This is a genomic window from Streptomyces sp. NPDC006207 (genome assembly GCF_040613835.1).
Taxonomy (GTDB): Bacteria; Actinomycetota; Actinomycetes; order Streptomycetales; family Streptomycetaceae; genus Actinacidiphila.
Genome location: NZ_JBEXSX010000038.1, coordinates 19,201 through 40,612, shown reverse-complemented (window position 1 = coordinate 40,612; position 21,412 = coordinate 19,201). Strand labels below are relative to the sequence as shown.

The window sequence follows — 21,412 nt, the reverse complement described above, 5'->3', positions numbered from 1 at the left end:
ACCGCCGCCCCGGTGGCGGTCCGCCGTACGCAGCACACCAACGAGGGGGAACCATGTCCGTACGTCCGTCGCGCAGGTCGCTGACCAGCGCCGCAGGCGCCTTCGCCTTAGCCCTGGGATCGACGCTCGCGGGCGCCGCCGTCGCGCCGACCACCGCCGCCGCCGACACGGGCGACCGCACGTCGACCGTGGCCTGCGCGTCCCTGTGGGTCAACGACTCCGGTGGCACGACCCACGCCAGGCTCCGGAACTGCTCCGTCACTTGGGGCAAGAACATCTTCGACGGCTCCTACTGGCAGACGGTGAAGTTCGAGCTGTACGACGCCCTCACCGACGGCGTCTGCGCCAAGTCGAACGTGATCCTGTCGCCCACCGGGGCCAGCTCGCAGGCGAGCGAGTGCAACGGCCTCTACACCGCGAAGTCGGCGACCTTCAGCGGCCGGGCCACCAACATCTTCATCAGGATCGCCTACGGCTCCAACTCGACCTACGGCAAGATCAGCACGAACGTCGCACCGCCGTCCGGTTTCTGACAGCCGCCGCCGGCGGGTTCGCCCCACCGGAACCACGCCGGCGCCAACGGGAGGGGATCAAGCATGCGATCGACACGCAAGGCGAAATGGGCGGCACTGGCCGCCGGAGTGCTCGCCGTACCGGCGGCCCTGGTCGTGAGCACCGCGGGGCCGGCGACGGCCAACGCGTCCTGCGGTCAGGGCGCCTGGGGCACGGACGGCACGGACGTGCGCATGACGCCGGGCGTCAGCGCGAACATGCGCAGCGGCTCCAGCACGGCGTGCGGGGTCGTCGGCTGGGCCGACAACCAGGACGTCCTGATCTACTACTGCTGGACGTCCGGCCAGAACGGCACCTGGACGTACCTCTACAACCAGCACGACGACCGCACCGGATGGGTGAAGGACTCACTGCTGCCCTACAACGGGTCCAACCAGTACTGCGGCTTCTGACAGCCTGTCCGGCACCCCGGCACCCCGGCACCCCGGCACCCCGGCACTCCGGCGGCGCCGGCCCGCACCGCGCACCGCGCATTGGTGGGGGCCGGCGCCGCATCGCCGATCGCTAGCCCTTGCGCCGCTCGTCGATGTGGTCCGCCTCCTGCTCCGCTCCGGTCGCGGACCAGTTGGCGAGGATCGTCAACGCGTCCTCGGCGGCGGACCCGGGGGGCGCGCTGTAGACGACCACGCTCAGGCCGCTTTCGTCGGGCAGGCTCATCGTTTCCTGATCGAGTTCCAGGTCGCCCACGAGAAAATGGTTGAGGCGCTTGGTGCTGTCGCGGAAGACATGCACGTCGTGGGCTCCCCACAGCATGCGGAAGGCGTCGCTGCGGGTGGACAGTTCACCGACCAGGTTCGTCAGTTCCCGGTCGTAGGGGTGCCTTCCCGCTTCGACACGCAGGGCGCCGACGGCGAAACGGGCCATGCGTTCCCAGTCGGCGTAGAACCGCCCGGCCGCGGGATGGAGGAACGCGAACCGGGCGACGTTCGCTCCGCAGGTCGGGTCGGCGTACATCTCCGCGTACAGGGCCCGGCCCAGGGGGTTGGCGGCCAGCGTGTCGAGGCGGTTGTTCATCACGAACGCCGGCATCCGCGGCATCCCCTCGACGATCCGCGCCACGCTCGGCCGCACCGCGGGCCGGCTCTGCTGCGGCACCCGTACCCGCGCCGCGGGCGCCGGTCCCGCGGCACGGGCGAGGTCGTACAGGTACATGCGCTCGGTGGCGTCGAGCCGCAGCGCCTGGGCGAGGGCGTCCAGCACGCTGTCGGAGACACCTTTGAGGTTGCCGCGCTCCAGGCGCGTGTAGTACTCGACGCTGACCCCGGCGAGCGTGGCCACCTCACCCCTGCGCAGTCCGGGCACCCTCCGCTGACCGTACGTCGGCAGCCCGGCCTGCTCGGGGGTGATCTTGTCGCGTCTGGAGCGGAGGAAGGCGCTGACGGCGTCCCGGTTGTCCATACGGACAGGGTAGGCAGGCCGCGCGAAGCGTGGGGGACCTGGCAGTACCCCTCACGGCAGGGACTCCCCCGCCCCGGCCGTCCGGCGTTGCATGGTGTGTGCCCCGATCGCCCGGGGCCCCACCTTCATGGGTGGACAGGACCGGAAGGACGCAGACGATGAACAAGACGACCGAGACGGTGACTCAGAGCCCCGCGGATGTCGTGCGGGGGCTGTACGCAGCGCTGAGCAGGGACGACGTACCGGGTGTCCTGGAAAGGCTCGCCCCCGAGGTGATCGTCGACGAGCCGAACCAGCTCCCGTACGGCGGTGTGCACCAGGGCCGCGAGGTGTTCGTGCAGTCGGTCCTCGGCGCGATGATGGGCTACGCCGCCGTCGCCATCACCGCGGCCGAGGTGTACGAGGGGCCGGCCGGCGTCGTCGGCACGCTCACCGGAACGCTCACGGCCCACACCACCGGTGAGGAGTTCCCGCTGACCATGGTGGAGATCCACCAGGTCGAGGACGGCGCGGTGCGCAAGATCGACGTCTACACCAAGAACGCCCAGGAACTCGCCGCGTTCTACGCGCGGGCCGAGGCCGGCATCCGCTGACGACCGCCCCGGGCGGTCGGCGAGACGTCCGTCCGGTCGCTGCCGGTCTACGCGGCCGGAGCGGGCCCTCCTGGTGGGACTGTGCGCGTGGTCCATCGACGGGGTCCGGGTGAGGAACGAGGCGGTCGTGTCCGACCGGAAGCCTCCTGGTCAGGGCTGAGCAGGCCGGCGCAGGCCGCTTTCCCGCCCGCGGAGGATGCCGGGCGTGCCAGTCTGTGCGGCATGGAGAAAAGTACGGTGTGGATCGATCTGTCCGAACTCGACCCGGGCAGCGTGTCCGCCGCCCGGTGCACCTGGCACGGCGACCGTGCCCACCCGTGTACGGACGACCCCGTGACCGGGGTGGTCGACCGCGCCGGAAAGCGGTTCTCGGCTTGCGCCGAAGCGGCCCGCGCCGTGGCCGCGGACCGCGGCGTCCCTCTCCCGTCGACGGCGCTGTAGAGGAGCAGAGGGCAGGGGTACGGTCGTGCTCTGCGACCCGGGTGGTGTGGGGTGCGGAAGCGGGAACGATCCTCAGGGGTGCACGCGGTACTCGGTGATCAGGTAGTCGGCCTCGTCGTCCACGGAGTTCGTCTCCCAGTCGAGGTGGATCTCGGTGGGGTGTCCGTCGGGCGCGAACACCGCGTCCGCGACATCCGCCTTGTCCGCCCGGGCCTGCCGGAGCTGGGTGAGGAGGTCGCGCAGGGTCCGCACGTTCTGCGGCTCGCGGGCGATGGTCTGCCGGGCCGGCTCGTCGAGACCGACCGCCTCGGCCACCCTCCCGTCCGCCACGGTGATCCGGTACTTGCCCAGGCCACCGCGTTCGCCGCCTTCGGAGAGCAGCGTGAAGGAGTACCGCGCTGGCTCGGCCCATCGGGGCTCCGGGGCCGTTTCGGTATCGGAGCCGCAGGCGGTCGCGGTGAGCGCGAGCGCTGATACCGCGGTGAGCAGGAGTGCGTGAGGTCTCGGCATCGGCGTGCCTTTCCGTGGTGGGCTGTCGCTCCGACGCGACGGGCGGCGATCCGGTTCCGCGGCGGGGTGCGCGGTACGGGGTGCCGGCGAGGCTGTGCCGGCTCAGTCCTCGATCAGAGCCTTTCCGTAGTTGGCCATGGACCGGTTGTACCGCGGCAGATGCTCGGCCAGGGCGATCAGGACGAGGGACAGCCCTTCGCGCTCACGGCCGAGTGAGGCGAGGCACAGCGCGGTGACGGCGTCGAGAGCGTCATCGAGGTGGTCCGGGCCGTGGGCGCGCTCGGCCTCCAGCATCGCCAGGCCCGTGGCCGCGTCGCCGGTGTTGCGCAGGGAACTGGACATCTGGATCACGGCGCGGCGGCGGTTCTCGCCGGTCAGGCCGCCGCGTTCGAGCGCCTCGCGGTAGAGCGGGACGGCCGCGCCGGAATGGCCCCAGGAGTCGCGGGCGCAGGCCCTGTGGAACAGGCCGTCGGCATCTCCTTCGGGCAGTTCGGCCGCGAGCGCGTCGATCTGCGCGAGGAACGCGGCCTCCTCGTGGTCGTCGATGACGGCGAACAGCGCGGCGGCGCGGCGGTTGACCTCGGCGTGCCGGCCGCCCGGCTCCGCATGGTCGGTGACGTCGTGCATGCCGTACTCCTTCGATTCCCCGGTGAGTTCGACCGGTCCCGGCCGAGGTGATCAATCCTGGCCAGGCGGTTAGGATCACCACCAGTGATTCGGTACGGGCCGAATCACCGTCGCCGGCGCACGACGCTCGGGACACGGAACCCACGGGGGTGGGCGTGGCCATCAGCCTCGGCTTCGGGCCGTCCGACCTGGCCCGCTGCCGGTTCGCCTACTCCCCGGTCTTCGAGACCCTCGCCGCAGTACGCATCGCGACCGGAGCGCGGGGCCCTGGACCCGGGCCGCATCACCGTCGGTGGCTGCAGGAGGCGCTGCCCCGTCTGCAGGCGGTCGACCTGCGGCCGCTCACTCTGCTGCAGCCACGTCGCGGCTACACCCCGGACTTCCTCTCCCTGCCCCCGCTCACCTCCTCCCCGGACTTCGACGGCGAGCTCACCCGGATGGCAGCCACGCCCGCTTCCGTCGTGCGCCGCGAGATCGAGATGTCACTGCTCGACACCCCGGGTGCCCAGGCCGGCGAACTCGGGCGGCTGCTGCTCGGCGACCCGGCCGACGTGCTCGGGCTCCTCACACAGTTGGTGCGCGCGGCGTGGCAAGCGCTCGTCGAACCGGTGTGGCCGCAGGTGCGCGCAGCGCTGGAGGCCGACATCGCCTACCGCTCGCGGCGCCTTGCCGAAGGCGGTCTGGACGGCTTGTTCGCCGATCTCGACCGGACGTTGCACTGGACCGGCGACACCCTCGTACGCGACCCCGGCGGCAACGGGCACGTCGCGCTCGCCGGGCGTGGCGTGCTGCTCATGCCCAGCGTGTTCAAGTGGGACGAGGCGATCGTGATCACGCAGCCGCCCTGGCAGCCGGCGGTCGCCTACCGGGCCCGGGGCCTGGGCAACCTCTGGCAGCCGACGCATGAACTCCCGAGCGCCGCCCTGGCACGACTCGTCGGGGGCACCCGCGCCGCCCTGCTGACCGCACTCGACGAGCCGGCGTCGACGACAGGCCTGGCGCGACGACACCGGCTGGCACCCGCCACGGTCTCCGAACACCTGAAGGTGCTGCGCGACAGCGGCCTCGTCGTCGGGGCGCGACACCGTCACGAGATCCGTTACCGGCGTACACCGTTGGGGTCAGCGCTCGTCCACGGCAACGAATAGGCGGTCAGCACCGCCCCTCGTCATCCGCTCAACCCCTACCCTCCGTTCCTCCGACCCGGTCACCGGGGTCGGCGGTCCGACCCCGGCCGGAGTTTCCGATGAGCCGCCCTGCGCCGCCACCGGTTTCCATTCCGACCGGTGGCGGCGCATCTCAGGCGACGGCGCCCTCGTCCGGCGGAGCGGACGCCGCCGGGCGCGCCGGCTCACTGAAGGGGGTATCCGCCCGGACCAGCGAAGACCGCGTCGGCGACGGGACGTTCCTCTCGTCCGACGGCGTGTTCGCGAACGCGTTCTGCCACACCAGGGTGGCCGAGCCGCCACCGTCCATGTTCAGGGCGTCCACCGCGCCGAGGTCGTGGAGCAGGTGGGCCGGCTCCAGGCGGGTCGCACCTTTGCCCGCGCCCCCGTCGACCGTCACGAGCGGGGCGCTGACGGAGCGGAGTCGCCCTTGCGGGCATTGGCATGGGCGAGTGCACGAGGCTTCCGGTACGGCGGGGCGGTGTCAGTGGGGGGTCCTAGGGTGCTCCCGTGGATGTTGATGATCTCGAGTGGCAGCGGGTCCATCTCGGCGGCGTTCCGCCGCGGATCGTGGACGAGATCCTCGAACACGGCGGCCTGGAGACGCTGGTGGAGGCGGCGCAGGAACGCGGGGACTGGTTCTGCGCCGAGGGCGCGGTCCGCGGACTGTGCGCCGGGGGTGAGTTCGAGCGGGCCTGGGATGTGATCGAGCCGTTCGCGGCCACCGGCTGGCAGCCCGCGGTCCGAGTCGGCGCCGACGTCCTGATGGGGTGGGGCCGCATCGAACAGGCATTGGAGCTGGCGGACCCCGAGCAATGGGACGAGGAGACGCCCGACACGTGGCCGGACTACGCCGAGGTACTGGTCAAGGCCGGGCAGGTGGACGAGGCGATCGACGTGCTCGTGCCGCACCTGTGCGACGGATGGGTGCTCCGGTCCCTGGTGCGGATGACCGAGGGCCAGGGGCGCGACGACCAGGTGCTGGAGCTGCTCGCCCCGATGGCCGAGGAGTTCCGGCGCGGGCAGGAGCAGTGCAGGTGCGGCGGCCATGGCCTGTGGGAGGTCCTGCCTGCGCAGGCTCTCGTCCTGGAGCGGTCCGGCAGGGCGGATGAGGCGATCGGTTTGCTTGGCGCGGATGTGGCCGCGCGCCGGTACGGGCCGCAGAACACCGTTGAGTTCTATACCGAGTTGCTGGTACGGCACGGGCGGATCGAGGAGCTGCACGAGCTCGCCACCGGCACCCAGATGTCCGTCGCCGCCCGCCCCTACGTGACGGCCCTGGAGGACCTGGGACGGGCCGGGGACGCAGAGGCGTACCTCCGCCGCCTCATCGCCACCGCCGAGCATGCGACCAGGTACCGGAACGAACTGCTCGAGCTGCTGGTCCGGCAGGGTCGGTTCGAGGAGGCCATCGAGGCGGTGGCGTCCACGTTCGACGACCCCTACGAGAACCTCCTCCAGCCCACGATGCTCCTGCTGGCCGAACACGGGCACCCCGGCAGAGCCGTGGAGCTCACGGAGGGGCGCAGCGCCGAGTTCCTCGAGGAGAGCGGGTACTGGCTCCCCTCCAACCGTTGGTGGCTGATGGGCGAAGTGGGGCGCTGCCGTGAGGCCATCGCGGAGATAGAGGCACTGCCGCCGGACGAGGTCGACGACCGGGACGTGACCATCGCACTGCTGCTCGCGAAGGACGGCTGCGCGGAGGAGGCCATCGCCCACCTCCGCGAGCACCCCGGCCGCTGGTCAGCGACCGAGCTGGCCCGCTTGTTGGTCCAGCAGGGCCGCTGCGCGGAAGCCATCGCCGCCATTCCCGACGTCACCACCCAACGAGAGGAACAACGGCGCGCCTGGGCCCGCTGAGAAACACGCAAACACCTGTCTGCGCGATCAGCCCCGTGACCAGCGCGGCGAAGGTGCGGAACGCAGGCGCCGTGAAGTTCCCCGCCACCAACTCCAAGATGGCGAGCAATGAGGCGGGGACGGTCGGGTCCGGACCCGCGCTGCCCTATGACGCCACATCACCCGCCCGAGCGACCCCACGACAATCAACGAAGACGTCGAAGTCGAGGAGGAGTTCGAGAAGTCGCCCTGGAGCCCGGAGTGGCAGGTAATGATCGGTGTCGGCCATCACCTCCAGCCGCGCGCCGGGGATGCCGTCGGCATGATCACCGGACCCGGCCAGGCGCAGGCCGTCGTCGCCTCCGGCAGGGCCGACGCCGTCCTCCTCGGCCGCGTGCTGCTGCGCGACCCGTACTGGGCGCGCCCCGCGGCCACGGCACTGGTCGGGAAGGTCACCACCCCCGTCCAGTACCACCGCGCTTGGCGTCGGCGCCGCAGCGGCAGGAGGACCCAGGGCGTCCACTGCGGTGAGGCGGGCAACGCGGTCCGGCCGGCAGATGTGTCCCTGCCGGCCGGACCGTCGTGCCAGTGGGGGTCTCAGCCGTTGACCGCGGCCTCGAACTGACGGCGGACGCTCTCCGAGATACGGCCGCGGTCGCTGATCTCCACGCCGTTCGACTTCGCCCAGGCACGCACCGCGGCATTGTCGGCACCGACCTGCGTCCGCTGCTGCGGCACTCCCCTGCCACGGCTGCGCGACTGCTTGCGGGCAGCCTTCTGGAACGGAGCGAGCGCATCGCGCAACGCAGCCGCATTGTCGTCGCTGAGGTCGATCTCGTACTCACGCCCGTCGAGGCCGAAGTTCACCGTCTCGTGAGCGGTACCGCCGTCGATGTCATCGACCAGCAGAGTCTGCACGCGCTGCGCCATTTTTCTTGTTCCTTTCCCGGACAACCAACGTGACCCTACACGCAATGGGGATAGGCGACCTTGGCGAGTTGCGTGACGGTTGTTGATGCGTTTGGAACGCTCACTCCTCGGCTGGTCAGGGTCGTTTCCGATCCGCTCGGCAGCCGTAAGTGCCGGGGGACACGTTCCTGTGAATCCGGAAGGCCCGCGGGATCGGACATCCCTCGGCGACGGGCCGCGCGAAGGCCGGTCGTTCGGGACAGCACGTGTGCCCGCCGTGTTCACCGCCCGCAAGGTAAGGGGCGAAATATTCGGTGCGCATGCGGTCGGCCGACGCCGTCGCTGCACCGTACCCGGGAAATCCCTGGGGCGGACGGTGAAAGGTCACCCCGGCGGCGCATCACGGGCGGCCGGCGCCGTCATCTCTTCGGCCACGGTTCGTTAGCCCGGAAGACCCAGGACATCACCTGTCGGTCCGCCACCGTCGGTGCCGCCCGAACCCAAGTGACCGGCGTCCTGCCGGAAGGGAGCTTCCCGTGGTCCTCACCAGGTCTGCCGGCCGCCGCGCCGGCGTGCTGCTGGCGACGGGTGCCGTCTGTGCTGCGACAGCCCTCCCGGGCTGCTCGTCCGCCACGCGCAGCCCGGGGGCTGCGGCCCCCTCTCGCTCGGCGTCCGCCGTCACCGTCACCGTCGACACCATGACGTCCGACTTTCCCGCCCGGGCGAACAATCGCCTTTCCGCGGGACCAGGGCCGTGCACCGAACTGGAGGCCCATCTGGGCAACAGCCAGGTCGACGCGGGACATCAGCGGGATCTCATCGTCCTCATCAACACCTCGACCCGGCCATGCGCGCTGTGGGGCTATCCTTCCGTTGCCGTCGCAGACAGGAATGGCAGTCGCGTCGCGACCAGGATCACGCACGATGGCGGCCAAGCCTTCTACACTGAACCCGCTCGCCGCCTTGTCGTGCAGCCTTCGGGCGAAGCCTCGTTCAACGTCGCGTGGCAACGCGTGCCGGAAGGGGTGAGCGACGTCTGCCGTGCCGGCTCCGCATACATCGTGGGCGCTCCGATTGCCGCCCGCACGGCATACCTCCCCATCGACGTTTCACCTTGCTCGCACGGTCTCCTGGCGGTGTCGGCTTTCGTGCCGGGCAACGTGGGCATCAACGCCTAGCCGTCGGTGGAGGCCTATTGCCCACCCTTTCCCCTGGGTGCCTGCCGAAGACGCGTGTGGGTCCGCGTCGTCCGTCCACGGGGCCTGTCACCCTCCTGACCTTCGCGCCGTCTACAGCAGTCAGACCTGGCGTGCCGTCACCCGTCGAGCCGAATGCAAGCTGACACGCCGTGCACGCATCGGACACGGCTCGTATGGTCGGTACGCAGGCAGGACCGACCCTGAAGATGCGCAGACAGGGTTGTACCAATGGGGTTCGGCCGCTTCCCGTGTGGGGGCGGCCGTCCACATCAGGCGGGGCGCGGCACGCACTGCCGCCGGTAGCTCCGGCCTCACCTTCGGGCGACGTGGACCCCCCGCAGGGGTGGTGCGGAACTCCCGGCCGAACTCGATCAACTGCTCGTAGTCCTCATCGTCCTCGCAGCCCTCTCGCCTCGGCGTCGGGAGGGTGGGCACCGCGGTGCCCACCCTCCGTCAGACCGCGCCCCCGGCGCTTGAACGGCGCCGGTTCAGGTCGTCCCGCGGCGCTCCCGGGCCGCACGCGAACGCAGACCGAGGCGGATGGCGAGGGCGGCCACGCCCGTCAGGATCGCGGTCCTCGCCCACAGCGTCCCGGAGGCGTAGGGGACGGCAGCCGCCACCTCGTACGGGTACAGCAGGACGAAGAGCGGGGCCACGACCAGTACCGCCGCGCAGAGCGCCCCGTGGCGCACGCGGGCCAGGGCGAAGGCCGCCGGGAAGGCCAAATTTGCCTTGCCAGCAATCGACTTGTGTACGAGGAAATATGGCGCTAGGTTTCTCGGTGTCGGCGGCACCCCAGCGGCGCACCGGCGAAGGACACGACCCGCACTGCCCAAGGAGAACAACCACCATGAACGACACCACCGCCCGCCCCGCCCCGCACAGGCCCACGGTCGTCCTGGTGCACGGCGCGTTCGCGGACTCCTCCAGCTGGAACGGCGTCATCGAGCACCTGCGTCAGGCGGGGCATCCGGTCCTCGCGCCGGCCAACCCGCTGCGGGGCCTGGCCAGTGACGCCGCGTACCTCGCCAGCGTGCTGAAGAGCGTCGACGGACCCGTCGTGCTCGCCGGGCACTCCTACGGCGGCGCCGTGATCAGCCAGGCCGCCGAGGGGGATCCGAAGGTCAAGGCCCTGGTGTACGTCGCCGCCTTCATCCCCGAGAAGGGCGAGAGCGCCCTGCAGCTGTCCAACGCCTACCCGGGCAGCACCCTCGGCCCGAACCTCGACGCGGTGCCCTTCCCGCTGGCCGACGGCGGCACCGGGACCGACCTGTACATCAAGACCGACAGCTTCCACGACCAGTTCGCCGCCGACGTGCCGCAGTCCGTGACCGACCTGATGGCCACCACCCAGCGCCCGGTCGCCGCGGCGGCCCTGGAGGAGACGGCCACCGCGGCCGCCTGGCGGTCGATCCCCTCGTGGAGCCTGGTCGCCACCGCGGACCGCAACATCCCGCCAGCGGCGCAGCGCTTCATGTCCGAGCGCGCCAAGGCCCGCACGGTGGAACTCGACGCCTCCCACGCGGTGTCGGTCTCCCAGCCCGAGGCCGTCGCCCGCATCATCCGGCAGGCCGCCGAGAGCGCCACCGGCTGACCAGGCTTCCGGCAGGTGTTCTGAGGGGTTGCCCAGGCCCGTGGCAGTCACTAGGTTCGATCGGGTGACTGCCGGGTCGGCCTTGAGCCATGCACGAGTTGGGTCGCCGGCCTCGGCGTGAGCACGAGGCGGGCAAGAGCCCCGCCTTCCTTCCGAGTCTCCCCGCGGCGCCCCACGCGGTGCCTGTTCCCCGCGAATTCGAGACCCGGAGACCGATGTCACCCATGCCGAACGACCAGCAGAACCCGTACGCGAACCAGCCGCCCGCGGCTCCCGCCCGACTGGACCACACCGCTGTCTACGCCCGGGACCGGCAGTTGTCGGCCGAGTTCCTGGCCGTCATGCTGGGCCTGAGGGTCGGCGCGCCCATCGGTCCGTTCCTCCCCGTCGATCTCGGCAACGGCGTCACACTCGACTACTACGAGAAGCTCGACGAGCCGGTCCAGTCGCAGCATTACGCGTTCCTCGTGTCCGAGGAGCAGTTCGACGAGGTGATCGCCCGCCTGGAAGCGGTGGGGGTCACCTACTACGCCGACCCCGGCCATGCCGAGCCCGGCCGGGTCAACCGCCTGTTCGGTGGTCGTGGCGCGTACTTCGCCGACCCGGACGGTCACAACATGGAGGTCATGACCCGGACCTACACCCGTCCGTAGTCGGCGGCAGTCGACCCGCCGTTCCTCCTGGCCCCGGGCGGTGAAGCCCGGGGCCGGATGAGGGTGGGGGCCGGTTCACCAGTGCGGTGACCGCATAGACACCTCAGGCGGTTAGCAGGTCAAGCGGCGACCGCGAGTTCGGTGGGGAAGGCCGTGCTCTCATCGAACAGTGTGTGCTTCTGGAGGCAGTGGTAGAGCTGGCCGATCATGCGGTTGAACAGATTGCGTTGGGCGGCGGCGTGCCAGTCTCCGTGATCATTGCGCCGCTTGCGATAATGGGCTTTGGCGCCGGGTGAAGCGGTGATCGCTGAGAAAGCCCACAGGTAGCCGGCGTGGTTAAGGCGGTCGTTCTTCACCCACCGGCGGGTGATGGACGACTTCTTTCCCGAAGCGCGGGTGATGGGTGAGGAGCCTGCGTATGCCTTCAGACCTCGGGCGTCGGCGAACCGCTGACGGTCGTCTCCGATCTCGGCAAGCACCCGGGCTCCGAGCTGGACGCCGAGACCAGGGAAGCTGAGGATCACGTCAGCGTCAGGGTGTTGAGGGAAAACCTCTTCGACCGCCATCGCGAGTACGCCGGACTGCCCGCCGCTCTGATGCGAGGCGTCAGTCGCCAGGCAACGTTTAGACGTCACAGTCCAGCATTCGAACAGCACCCCAAGGCTCACAGCTGCTCGAGGCACCGTTAACAAGGAATTAGGTTCGCCGGGTTGGTGGTCGGGAGCCGACCCACGCGGTCACAGCGCCAGGGGCGTCCATGTTCCGAACGCGGCGGAAGCGGCCGTGCCGCGCGCACCACCGATCCGGTGACACGGCGACTGGTCGGCGCAGTGGCCTGGGTACAGTCGCCCGATGTTGTGTATCGACCTTCCGATCGCCACTGCCCGGCTGATACTCCGCCCGTTCCGGCCCGACGACGCGGAGGACGTTTGCGAGTACCAGCGCCGGCCCGACGTCGCCCGCTTCATGCGATGGGAGCCGCGCGGACCGGAGGACGTCTGGGTGGCGGTGGAGCAAATGGCCCGGGAGACCACACTGGACTCGGACGGGGACTGTCTCAGCCTGGCGGTCGTCGAGCCGGGCACGGGGACGGTCGTCGGGCAGGTCGAACTGGTCCTGATCAGCGCGGAACACCGCCAGGGCGAGCTCGGCTATGTCTTCCACCCCGCCCACCAGGGCAAGGGCTTCGCCACCGAGGCCGCCTTCGCCGTCCTGCACCTGGCATTTGACGCACTGGAGCTGCACCGGGTGATCGGCCGCTGCCACGCGGACAACGCCGCCTCCGCCGGGCTCCTCGAACGGCTGGGCATGCGCCGGGAGGCCCATTTCATCGGAACGGAGTTCTTCAAGGGGGCATGGCGCGACGACCTGGTGTACTCCCTACTCCGGCGGGAGTGGCGGGCTTCACCCGTCCCCCGGTACACGCCACGCACCCCTGAAATAGGCACGGGAACTTGCCCTTGAGTGAGATCAACGAGCAACCCGGCGAACCCATGCGGTCACAGCACTCGGGCGTGTATCGAAAGCGCAGGTCACAGCGACTCGTTGATGGCTGCGGCCAGCACGATCGTGCAACGGTGGCGAGATCATCGAATCCGTCCGGCCGGGGAATCGTCCGGCGGATCACTGGGTTGACGAGTCAGTACTCGAGATCTTTCAAGGAGCCGACGTGTCCGACGAACCCGCTGTCCGCGAGCTCCGCTTAGTGGTCACGGCAGCCGACTATGATGCGGCGCTGCACTTCTACCGCGACGTCCTCGGCCTGACCGAGCGCGGCGCCTTCACCTCTCCCGACGGACGCGTCACCATCCTCGATGCCGGCCGAGCCACCTTGGAGCTGACTGATCCAAACCACGCTGCCTTCATCGACGAAGTCGAGGTAGGGCGGCGAGTAGCTGGCCACATTCGGGTTGCCTTCCAGGTCGACGACTCCGCCGCCACCACTTCGAAGCTGGCCGCCGCCGGAGCTCAGGTGGTCGCCGGGCCGACGCGCACCCCCTGGAACTCACTGAACTCCCGGCTTGAGGCACCGGGCGCTCTTCAGCTGACCCTCTTCACCGAGCTCGACACTTAGACGTTTCCCCGTTCGACGGCCAGGTGCAGCTTGGTGGTCAGGCCGCCGCGCGAGCGTCCGAGGCCGTGGTCGTCCGGCTCGGTGGCGATACCGCCGGGCCGTTCCTTCTGCAGGTCCCCCTATTTCTTGCCCCGGCGGCGTGCTGGTGGGCGCGCACGACGGTGGAGTCGACGTTGATGTCCCAGGTGATCAGGTTCTTCGCGTCGGCCTGAGCTTGGAGCTGGGTGAAGATTCGTTTCCAGGTTCCGCCCCGCTGCCAGCGGCGGAACAGGTCGTACACCCGGCCCCAGGGTCCGTAGTCGGTGGGCACGTCCCGCCATGGGATACCGGTGCGGATCCGAAACCGTATGCCGTCGATCAGTTGCCGCAGGGTCCATGTCGGCAGCCGGCTTTTTGCCCTTGGGCAGCAGCGGCTTCAGTACCTCCCACTGTGTATCCGTCAGATCTCCGCGTGCCACAGATCGAGATCACCCCACACCCAAGATCCACTTCCGATACACGCCCTAGTCCTGCATGAGGTTCCGCACGTAGCGCAGCACGCTGTACCAGGCGGAGTCCTCGTCCTCCATGACCGCGCCGTCGGCACGACGCATGCGTGCCAGCAGCCTGTCGCGCGCACCCTCCGGGTCGACGCCCTCGTCGGTGGCGGCCTCGGGGTCGTAGTCCGGCCGTTCCTCCTCCAGCGCGTGGAGGAAGAACGCCAGCGCGTCCACCGTGCTGTTGAGCAGGTGCGGTCCCCCGTCCTCCGGAATGCAGTACACGGCCCCGGTCCTGGTGTCGGCGACGACGTCGTCCATGCCGATCCCGCCGAGGGACAGCCACGACGACATGTCGAAGGGGCAGTTCGGGTACTTCTCCGAGACGGCCTTCCAAGCCTCGCCGCCGATGCGCAGGTCGCCGTCGACGAGCCGCTGGTCCGCCATGAACCAGCCGATCCGGTCCGGAAGGCCCACGTCCCTCAGAAAGACCCGGGTCGGCTCGTGGATGACGCCGGCGAGGGCAGCGTCATCCACGGTCACCAGCTCGTCGGGGCCGAAAACCGACTCCATCGCGACGCGGTCGACCAGGGGTCTCATTTCGCAGCTCCCGGCCCTTCACTCGGGGGTGCCTGACGGCCGACGGTGATGACGGTCTTGCCGCGGGCATGGCCCCGCTCCACGTGGCGCATGCCCTCGGCAGCCTCCGCCAGCGGGTAGGTACGGTCGACCACGGGGGCCAGCCGGCCCGCCTCCATCAGCGCGGCGACGGCGAGCAGGTCCTCGTGGGTGGGCCCGGCCGGGGCCGCCGGGAAGATGACGCGCAGCCGCTGCCGGACGAACGCGTTGGCGGCGACCACGCGCAGCGTGGAGGCGACCGCACCGAACACGCGGCCGGGCGAACCGCCGCCGTTGGCCACCAGGATGCCTTCCGGGGTGAGTGCCCGGCGCAGCCGGGCCGGCGGGTGGTTGCCGACGTTGTCCAGGATCAGGTCGTAGCGTGCGCCCGACCCGGTGAAGTCCTGCCGGGTGTAGTCGACGACGTGCGCGGCGCCCAAGGAGCGTGCCAGGTCGGCGTTGCCGGGGCTGCACACCGCGGTGACCTCGGCGTCCAGGGCCGCGGCGATCTGCACCGCGAAGTGGCCCACGCCTCCGGCGGCGCCGTTGACCAGCACCCGCTGCCCGGCCTGCGCCCGGCCCACGGTGCGGATGCCGCGCAGCGCGGTCACCGCCCCCATCGGCACCGCCGCCGCCTGTTCGAAGGTCAGCCCCGCGGGTTTGGGGACCACCAGGTCGGGGGTGGTACGGGCGTACTCGGCGAAGGAGCCCGGGCAGAAGCCCAGCACCTCGTCCCCGGGTGTGACGCCGTGCACGCCCGCGCCGACCGCCTCCACGTGCCCGGCCGCGTCGATGCCCGCCACCGGCACCCTCGGCCGGGTTGCCCCCATGCCGCCCATCAGCCGTGCCACATACGGGTCGCCGCGCATCATGTGCCAGTCGTACGGGTTGACGGCCGCCGCACGCACCCGCACCAGTACCTCGCCGGCTCCCGCCTCGGGCCGCTCGACGTCCTCCAGGCGCAGGACTTCCGGCGGACCGAACCTCTTCTGGACGATCGCTTTCATCGAGCTCCCCAGCCCCTCGTCGCCGACCGCCCGGAGCGGTACGCCCGGGCGGTGCGCCACTCAACTCCCTTGTCACGCACGGTAGGTGTACGGCGTACACCCGTCAAGAGGTGTGGGAGGGGAAGGCCGCCCGGGCGGCGATCCTGCCGCCGCGTCAGGCCCGGTTCCGGAGCCGCTCCAGGCCGTCCAGCATCAGGTCGAGGGCGAACTCGAACTCCAGCTGGTCGTCGCAGCCGGCACCGACGACGGACTGCGCGTCATGGGCGACCGCCATGGCCAGCTCGGTGACGTGGGGGTAGCGTGCGGCCATCTCCTCGGGTGGCGGTGCGTCCGGATCCGGCTCGCCTCCCGGGCTGTCCTCGAACAACTCCTGGGAGAAGCCCAGGACACGGCTGCCCATGACGTGCATCGCATGATGGACCAGGTCCAGCGGGAAACCCCCGGCCCTGAAGATCCCGATCATCGAGTCCAGGTACGCCAGCACCGCCGGCGTCGGGGTCGTCCGCGCCTTCATCCGCGCCTCGATCACCCCGGACGCCCACGGATGACGCAGCAGCATCCGGCGCGCGGACAGCACACGCCCCCGCACCGCACCCTGCCAGTCCGCCCCGGCGACCGGCGGGTCGATCTCGCCGACCACGGCATCGATCATGCCGTCGAGCAACTCGTCCTTGTTCGCCACATGCTTGTACAGCGCCATCGGCACCACACCGAGCGCCCCCGCGATCTTCCGCATGCTCAGCGCCGCGACCCCGCCGTCATCGGCCAGGGCCACCGCGGCACCCAGGATCCGCTCCCGGCTCAACGGCTTGCGGGGCCGCATCGTGGCTCCGGACTGCATGGCGATCTCCACCGTCCCCCTCTCAACTGCTCCACCGGGCCTGCCCCGACACGTCCCCACCGGCACGCGCCGACAGGCCGGGCCCCATCCTCCCCCACACCGGCCGCCGATGCGTGTGGGGTCAGCTGTCGCTGCGCCGGCGCGGGTGCCGGACGGCGGCGAGGCCGGTGCAGGCCGCGGCCGCCAGGAGCAGGAACGTCGCCCCCTCTCCGTAGGAGCCGGACGTGCTCGCGATGACCGGCCCGACGCACAGGATCGCGCCGTAGGACAGGACCTGGGCGGCCGTCCCCGACCGGTAGAACACCCCCACCGCGCACGCCACGGCCAGCAGCAGGAGAATCATGATGCCCGGCATGTCGTCGCGCACCCACAGCAAAGTGGCCGGTGCGACCGCCGCGAAGGCCCCCGCAAGGCCGGGACGCAGGCAGGTCAGCATCAGCGCGGTGAGCCAGGCGGCGACCAGAGCCGTCATGGCCGAGCTCGAGTAGGCGTAGGAATCCCACGTGGAGATCACCACGGGCAGCGCCAGCAACGTCGCCACGAAGGGGGCCAGCCGTTCGCCCCGCCACAGGGAGCCGATCTTCACCCCGCCCGGTGCGGGTGCGGCGGGGGGGCGCCGCCGCGCCCGTGCCCGCCACCGGAGGGATCGTCGGCGCCGACGCGGGCTGAGGGGGCGCCGGCGGTGCCGGCTGCGCGACACGCGCTGCCGGGGGCGGCCCGGCCGGCACCGCCACCTGCTCCTGCGGCCCCGCGAGGCGGGTGCCGCCAGCCGTGCCCGCCAGGCTGCCGCCGCTGTGCAGGTTCCCCAGGGCGTCGCGCAGGGCGCCCATGCCCAGGAACCGCTGCTCGGGCTGCTTGGCCAGCGCGCGGAGCACCACGGAGTCGACGGCGCCGGGCAGTTGCGGGCGCAGTGCCGAGGGCGGCACCGGGTCCTTGGCGAGGTGCTGGTTCATCACCGCGAACGGCGAGTCACCGGTGAAGGGCGGCCGGCCGGTGAGCAGCTCGTAGAACAGGCACCCCAGCGAGTACTGGTCGGTGCGCGCGTCCACCGCCGTGCCGTGGATCTGCTCCGGCGAGAGGTAGGCGGGCGTCCCCACGGTCATCCCGGTCGCGGTCAGCCGGGTCGCCGTGTCGGCGACGACCTTGGCGATGCCGAAGTCGAGGATCTTGACCTGGCCGTCAGCCGTGATCATCACGTTGGACGGTTTGACGTCGCGGTGGACCAGCCCCTGCGCATGGCTGTGGGCCAGGGCGTCGGCGACGTCCCGCATGATCGCCGCCGAGCGCTCCATCGTGAGGGGACCGTCGCCCAGCACCTCGGCGAGCGTGCGCCCCTCGATGAACTCCATGACGAGGTAGGGGACGACCTCCTCGCCGCCGGTGTCCTCACCGACGTCGTGGAGCACCGCGATCCCCCGGTGGGTGAGCGAGGCGACCGTACGGGCCTCCCGGCGGAATCGGGTCCGGAACTCCTCGTGCCGGGTCAGCTCCGGGGGCAGCACCTTGACCGCCACGGCACGGCCGAGCTCACGGTCGATCCCGCGCCAGACCTCGCCCATGCCGCCCCGGCCCACGGTCTCCACCAACTCGTACCGCCCCGACAGCACACGCACGGCGTACCTCCCGCCCCGTTCCCCACACACCCCACCCAGGTGACTTGGTGTCAGCCTATAGACGTACTTGTCACGTGTGAGCCGTTTTCCACAGGCTTCGGTGGGGGCGCAACGGCGCGAAGGGCGGCGCCCGGCGGGACCGCATGCTCCGCGATCACACGATGCGATGCCGGAGACCGCGACCTTCACAACAGTGTCATTGAGGCGCCTTGGCCACGTCCGGCTTCCCGCCTCGAATAGCCCTGGAAATGCGCGGATATCGTCCCATACTCGGCATCACACCTCCCCCTTCCCCTCACAAACACACCGTTCATCTTGGCGCCCAGACAGTGTGATACGTTCATCGGGCATCGAGTTCAGGGGCGATGCGACCTGGACCATGACGGTCACTCAGGACAGGCTCCGCTGCAGGCCTGTCGGCCGGGCCGCCCTTCACCGACGGTCCGTTTCGTGCCGCTCCTCAGCGTGGACAGGTGGCGTGACCTACCTCGTCACCCCGGAATCGGGATTCAATGACCAAAGACTCAGTATCGCGCCGGAAGCACGCTTCCCGGCGCCGTCCCATCGCGCTCGGCGCGGCCATCGTCGCGGTGGCGGGAGCCATCGCCGTGCCCGTCGTGGCCCAGGCTTCGGAGGACACCCCTCGAGCGGACACCGCACTCCAGAGCAACTTCGCCGCCGCCGCGGCCGAGTACGAGGTGCCCGAGCAGGTGCTTCTCGCGGTGGCCTACCAGCAGTCGTCCTGGGACACCCACGAGGGGCAGCACAGCGCTTCGGGCGGCTTCGGGCCCATGCACCTGACCGACGTCACGCCCGACATGCTCGCCGGCGGCGCCGCGGGCATGGCCGGACGGGCGGAGGCCGCGGAACTCGCCTCGGGCGCGGCACAGCACACCCTCCGGACCGCGGCGGAGCTGACGGGTCTGCCGGCCGACGAGCTGCGCGACGACCCGGCCGCGAACATCCGCGGCGGAGCCGCACTGCTGGCGTCGTACCAGCGGGAGCTCGGCGCGGAGCCATCCGACGACCCGGACGACTGGTACGGAGCGGTCGCCCGCTACAGCCAGTCCACGGTGCGGCAGGGTGCGACCGCGTTCGCCGACCGCGTCTTCGCCACCATCAAGAAGGGCGTCGCCCGCACCACGGACGACGGCCAGAGCGTCAGGCTCGACGCCGACGCCGCGGTCAACCCCGCCACCTCGCAGGTGGACAAGCTCAAGCTGTCCTCGGCCGTGGTGGCGGACACCGAGTGCCCGCCGACGGTGAACTGCACCTTCGTCCCGGCCAGCCCGAAGAACGGCCAGGTCTCCGACCGGCCCGCGAACGGCGTCCGGATCGACCAGATCGTCATCCACGACACCGAATCGCCGTACGAATCGGCCATCGCCACCTTCCAGAACCCGCTGAGCAGCGTCGCGGCGCACTACGTCATGCGGTCCTCCGACGGCGCGGTGACCCAGATGGTGCCCGCCAAGGACCTGGGCTTCCAGGCGGGCAACTACTCCACCAACCTCCACTCGATCGGCATCGAGCACGAGGGCTACGCCGCGCACGGCGCCCAGTGGTACACCGAGGCGCAGTACCAGGCGACGGCCGACCTGGTGAGGTACCTGGCCGAGCGGTACGGCATTCCGCTCGACCGGCAGCACATCATCGGCCATGACAACGTTGTCGCCCCCGCTGACCGGTTCGTCAACGACCAGCACTGGGACCCGGGCCCGTCCTGGGACTGGGAGCACTTCATGGAACTGCTGGGCGCTCCGGTCTCCGGCCGGCACGGCGTCGGCACGGTGGGCTGCCGTGACCATCGCCCCGGGCTTCGCCCGCAACAAGCAGACCATGGAGCTGTGCCCCGAGGACGACGGCAGCGACGCCACGGAGGAGTGCACCACGGTGCGCCAGGCGTCGAACTTCGTCTACGTGCGCACCGAACCGCGTGCGGACGCCCCGCTCTTCGGCGAGCAGTCGATCCACCCCGGTGCCCCCGGCACCAACCGGATCAGCGACTGGGGCAGCACCGCCCAGGCGGGACAGCAGTTCGTCGTCGCCGGGAAGAAGGGCGACTGGACCGCGATCTGGTTCAGCGGCAGCAAGGTGTGGTTCCACAACCCGCGCGGTGTCAACACGATCCCCGCGCGCGACGTGACGATCGTCAGGCCCGCCGCGACCGACCCGGTGAAGGTCTACGGCACCAGCTACCCGGACGCCGCCGAGTACCCCGCCGGTCTCTCGCCGTCCACGCAGGCTCCGCTGAGCATGTACGGCATCCCGGCGGGCCAGGCCTACGTCTCCACGGCGGCCCCGGCCCTGACGGACGACTTCTTCCCCTCCAGCGGGAAGGTCGTCTTCGGCGCCAAGAAGATGTACACCGTCCAGTACGGTCACAAGACCGCCCTGATCTACGCGGATGACATGACCGCCAAGGGACGTCCGTCCCACCACGGCTCCTGACCCGCTCCTCGGACGGGTCCACCGGGGGGTCCGGCACGCACTGGTGTGCCGGACCCCCGTGTATCGCGGGCGTATCGAAAAGCGCATACGCCACCGCAACGGCCCCGCGTCTCCAATGGGGGCGTGAACGACAACGCATCCCCGTCAGCACCGCTCCCCCGCATGCGCAGGATCGTGCTCCTCGGCCTGGTGATCCTCGGCGTGGCGGGCGCCGCGTCCCTCGTGCGGCGCCCGCTCATGATGTCCGCTCCGATGTGCATGGCAGGGCGGTGGCACGGCTGCTTCGACACGTTCAACGGTGTGGCGCTCATGACGTTGATCGCGCTGCCGTTGGCCTTGCTGGTGGTGTGGGTTCTGGCGCGCGGTCGGCGTGCCGTCGGCGGCACGTCGGCCTGGCGGATGTCGCTGGCCGAGGTGGGCATGGTCCACGGGACGGTGCCGTTCCTGTGGCTGACCATGATGCCGGGCGGCGGGACCGGCGTCGTCCCCGCCCGGGTGAGCCTGGTACCGCTGCGGGACCTGGTCACGATGGGGCCGCTCGGGATCGTCGGCAACCTGCTGGTCTTCGCGGCGCTGGGGTTCTTCGCCCCGATGCGGTTCGCGGCGCTGGCGTCCGTGCCACGGATCCTGGCGCTCGGGGCGGGCTGCTCGGTCCTGGTCGAAACCGCGCAGTACGTCCTGCAGTTGGACCGGGTGTCCTCCGTGGACGACGTCCTGGTCAACGCCGCAGGCGCCGTGCTGGCCGCGCTGGCGTCGCGCCGCTGGTGGCGCACCACGGCGCAAGCGCCCTCGGACCGGCCTCGCCCTGCGCCGGCACGGGCAGGCTGAGC

26 protein-coding genes and 4 pseudogenes are annotated in these 21,412 nt (G+C 70.6%); 16 read left to right on the top strand and 14 right to left on the bottom strand.

The genetic code is table 11. From position 1 onward, the window contains the following. The first annotated feature begins 53 nt into the window (after nt 1-53). Nucleotides 54-533, top strand: coding sequence for a hypothetical protein (locus ABZ312_RS27405; RefSeq protein WP_500329240.1), 480 nt, complete (start codon nt 54-56; stop codon nt 531-533). A gap of 63 nt (nt 534-596) precedes the next feature. Then, a complete protein-coding gene (locus ABZ312_RS27400; RefSeq protein ID WP_500438957.1) occupies nt 597-965 on the top strand; it encodes an SH3 domain-containing protein in 369 nt (122 codons plus the stop codon). Between the two features lie 112 nt (nt 966-1,077). Here the strand turns inward: ABZ312_RS27400 and ABZ312_RS27395 are convergent, their stop codons facing one another. After that, a complete protein-coding gene (locus ABZ312_RS27395; RefSeq protein ID WP_500357527.1) occupies nt 1,078-1,971 on the bottom strand; it encodes a helix-turn-helix domain-containing protein in 894 nt (297 codons plus the stop codon). 158 nt (nt 1,972-2,129) lie between these two features. Between ABZ312_RS27395 and ABZ312_RS27390 the strand changes: the two genes are divergently transcribed. Beyond that, nucleotides 2,130-2,564 carry a nuclear transport factor 2 family protein gene (locus ABZ312_RS27390; protein ID WP_500357529.1) on the top strand — a complete coding sequence of 145 codons (435 nt, stop codon included), beginning with the start codon at nt 2,130-2,132 and terminating at the stop codon, nt 2,562-2,564. Nucleotides 2,565-2,786: 222 nt separating this feature from the next. Beyond that, on the top strand, nt 2,787-3,005 hold the full coding sequence (locus ABZ312_RS27385; protein ID WP_500329236.1) for a hypothetical protein: 219 nt from the start codon (nt 2,787-2,789) through the stop codon (nt 3,003-3,005). A gap of 72 nt (nt 3,006-3,077) precedes the next feature. On the opposite strand, the gene ABZ312_RS27380 is transcribed toward ABZ312_RS27385, so the two are convergent. Both ABZ312_RS27380 and ABZ312_RS27375 read right to left on the bottom strand, forming a co-directional pair. Next, nucleotides 3,078-3,515, bottom strand: a complete 438-nt coding sequence (locus tag ABZ312_RS27380) for a DUF6174 domain-containing protein (RefSeq protein WP_500329235.1) — start codon at nt 3,513-3,515, stop codon at nt 3,078-3,080. Between the two features lie 102 nt (nt 3,516-3,617). After that, nucleotides 3,618-4,142 (bottom strand): tetratricopeptide repeat protein, encoded by a 525-nt coding sequence (locus ABZ312_RS27375; RefSeq protein WP_500329234.1) that lies wholly within the window; start codon nt 4,140-4,142, stop codon nt 3,618-3,620. 155 nt (nt 4,143-4,297) lie between these two features. Here ABZ312_RS27375 and ABZ312_RS27370 point away from each other — a divergent pair, with 155 nt between their 5' ends. After that, on the top strand, nt 4,298-5,290 hold the full coding sequence (locus ABZ312_RS27370; RefSeq protein WP_500357531.1) for a DUF5937 family protein: 993 nt from the start codon (nt 4,298-4,300) through the stop codon (nt 5,288-5,290). A 151-nt stretch (nt 5,291-5,441) separates the two neighbouring features. Here ABZ312_RS27370 and ABZ312_RS27365 read toward each other — a convergent pair whose 3' ends face one another. Further along, nucleotides 5,442-5,708, bottom strand: a complete 267-nt coding sequence (locus ABZ312_RS27365; protein ID WP_500438956.1) for a phosphodiester glycosidase family protein — start codon at nt 5,706-5,708, stop codon at nt 5,442-5,444. Nucleotides 5,709-5,818: 110 nt separating this feature from the next. Here ABZ312_RS27365 and ABZ312_RS27360 point away from each other — a divergent pair, with 110 nt between their 5' ends. Further along, entirely contained in the window at nt 5,819-7,168 is a 1,350-nt protein-coding gene (locus tag ABZ312_RS27360) for a tetratricopeptide repeat protein (RefSeq protein ID WP_500329231.1), read from the top strand. Nucleotides 7,169-7,469: 301 nt separating this feature from the next. After that, on the top strand, nt 7,470-7,772 hold the full coding sequence (locus ABZ312_RS27355; protein WP_500329230.1) for a hypothetical protein: 303 nt from the start codon (nt 7,470-7,472) through the stop codon (nt 7,770-7,772). Here the strand turns inward: ABZ312_RS27355 and ABZ312_RS27350 are convergent. Further along, on the bottom strand, nt 7,745-8,077 hold the full coding sequence (locus ABZ312_RS27350; protein ID WP_500329229.1) for a histone-like nucleoid-structuring protein Lsr2: 333 nt from the start codon (nt 8,075-8,077) through the stop codon (nt 7,745-7,747). The genes ABZ312_RS27355 and ABZ312_RS27350 overlap by 28 nt on opposite strands. 677 nt (nt 8,078-8,754) lie before the next feature. Between ABZ312_RS27350 and ABZ312_RS27345 the strand changes: the two genes are divergently transcribed. Continuing rightward, on the top strand, nt 8,755-9,234 hold the full coding sequence (locus tag ABZ312_RS27345; RefSeq protein WP_500438955.1) for a DUF4232 domain-containing protein: 480 nt from the start codon (nt 8,755-8,757) through the stop codon (nt 9,232-9,234). Between the two features lie 509 nt (nt 9,235-9,743). Here ABZ312_RS27345 and ABZ312_RS27340 read toward each other — a convergent pair. Continuing rightward, entirely contained in the window at nt 9,744-9,980 is a 237-nt protein-coding gene (locus ABZ312_RS27340) for a hypothetical protein (RefSeq protein ID WP_500438954.1), read from the bottom strand. Nucleotides 9,981-10,105: 125 nt separating this feature from the next. On the opposite strand from ABZ312_RS27340, the gene ABZ312_RS27335 reads away from it, so the two are divergent. After that, nucleotides 10,106-10,849 carry an alpha/beta fold hydrolase gene (locus ABZ312_RS27335; protein WP_500329226.1) on the top strand — a complete coding sequence of 248 codons (744 nt, stop codon included), beginning with the start codon at nt 10,106-10,108 and terminating at the stop codon, nt 10,847-10,849. A gap of 224 nt (nt 10,850-11,073) precedes the next feature. Continuing rightward, a complete protein-coding gene (locus tag ABZ312_RS27330) occupies nt 11,074-11,502 on the top strand; it encodes a VOC family protein (protein WP_500329225.1) in 429 nt (142 codons plus the stop codon). 119 nt (nt 11,503-11,621) lie between these two features. Here ABZ312_RS27330 and ABZ312_RS27325 read toward each other — a convergent pair. Beyond that, nucleotides 11,622-12,074: pseudogene (locus ABZ312_RS27325) on the bottom strand (IS110 family transposase); the annotation flags it as partial. A 280-nt stretch (nt 12,075-12,354) separates the two neighbouring features. On the opposite strand from ABZ312_RS27325, the gene ABZ312_RS27320 reads away from it, so the two are divergent. Together ABZ312_RS27320 and ABZ312_RS27315 are read left to right on the top strand one after the other, a co-directional pair. Further along, entirely contained in the window at nt 12,355-12,966 is a 612-nt protein-coding gene (locus ABZ312_RS27320) for a GNAT family N-acetyltransferase (protein WP_500438953.1), read from the top strand. A 205-nt stretch (nt 12,967-13,171) separates the two neighbouring features. Continuing rightward, entirely contained in the window at nt 13,172-13,576 is a 405-nt protein-coding gene (locus ABZ312_RS27315; protein WP_500357535.1) for a VOC family protein, read from the top strand. Between the two features lie 37 nt (nt 13,577-13,613). Here ABZ312_RS27315 and ABZ312_RS27310 read toward each other — a convergent pair whose 3' ends face one another. From ABZ312_RS27310 to ABZ312_RS27285, 6 genes and pseudogenes are all read right to left on the bottom strand, one after another. After that, nucleotides 13,614-13,913 (bottom strand): transposase, encoded by a 300-nt coding sequence (locus ABZ312_RS27310; RefSeq protein WP_500332238.1) that lies wholly within the window; start codon nt 13,911-13,913, stop codon nt 13,614-13,616. Between the two features lie 166 nt (nt 13,914-14,079). Further along, on the bottom strand, nt 14,080-14,652 hold the full coding sequence (locus ABZ312_RS27305) for an SUKH-4 family immunity protein (RefSeq protein WP_500332235.1): 573 nt from the start codon (nt 14,650-14,652) through the stop codon (nt 14,080-14,082). Further along, nucleotides 14,649-15,677, bottom strand: a complete 1,029-nt coding sequence (locus ABZ312_RS27300; RefSeq protein ID WP_500357537.1) for an NAD(P)-dependent alcohol dehydrogenase — start codon at nt 15,675-15,677, stop codon at nt 14,649-14,651. The genes ABZ312_RS27305 and ABZ312_RS27300 overlap by 4 nt, the downstream gene beginning before the upstream one ends. A gap of 154 nt (nt 15,678-15,831) precedes the next feature. Then, the gene (locus tag ABZ312_RS27295; protein WP_500332237.1) at nt 15,832-16,518 is read right to left on the bottom strand and encodes a TetR/AcrR family transcriptional regulator; all 687 of its coding nucleotides are present in this window, start codon (nt 16,516-16,518) and stop codon (nt 15,832-15,834) included. 121 nt (nt 16,519-16,639) lie between these two features. Further along, the gene (locus ABZ312_RS27290; protein ID WP_500438976.1) at nt 16,640-17,104 is read right to left on the bottom strand and encodes a hypothetical protein; all 465 of its coding nucleotides are present in this window, start codon (nt 17,102-17,104) and stop codon (nt 16,640-16,642) included. A gap of 265 nt (nt 17,105-17,369) precedes the next feature. Beyond that, nucleotides 17,370-18,101 (bottom strand): annotated as a pseudogene (locus ABZ312_RS27285) (serine/threonine-protein kinase); the annotation flags it as partial. A 542-nt stretch (nt 18,102-18,643) separates the two neighbouring features. Here ABZ312_RS27285 and ABZ312_RS27280 point away from each other — a divergent pair. Then, nucleotides 18,644-19,138: pseudogene (locus ABZ312_RS27280) on the top strand (transglycosylase SLT domain-containing protein); the annotation flags it as partial. 50 nt (nt 19,139-19,188) lie between these two features. Here the strand turns inward: ABZ312_RS27280 and ABZ312_RS27275 are convergent. After that, a complete protein-coding gene (locus ABZ312_RS27275) occupies nt 19,189-19,515 on the bottom strand; it encodes a hypothetical protein (RefSeq protein ID WP_500438975.1) in 327 nt (108 codons plus the stop codon). Here ABZ312_RS27275 and ABZ312_RS27270 point away from each other — a divergent pair. The 3 genes and pseudogenes from ABZ312_RS27270 to ABZ312_RS27260 form a co-directional block, all read left to right on the top strand. Continuing rightward, nucleotides 19,466-19,792 (top strand): annotated as a pseudogene (locus tag ABZ312_RS27270) (N-acetylmuramoyl-L-alanine amidase); the annotation flags it as partial. The gene ABZ312_RS27275 and the pseudogene ABZ312_RS27270 overlap by 50 nt on opposite strands. Before the next feature lie 139 nt (nt 19,793-19,931). Beyond that, a complete protein-coding gene (locus ABZ312_RS27265) occupies nt 19,932-20,582 on the top strand; it encodes a hypothetical protein (RefSeq protein WP_500438974.1) in 651 nt (216 codons plus the stop codon). 123 nt (nt 20,583-20,705) lie between these two features. After that, entirely contained in the window at nt 20,706-21,410 is a 705-nt protein-coding gene (locus ABZ312_RS27260) for a VanZ family protein (protein ID WP_500438952.1), read from the top strand. The last annotated feature ends 2 nt before the right edge of the window (nt 21,411-21,412 follow it).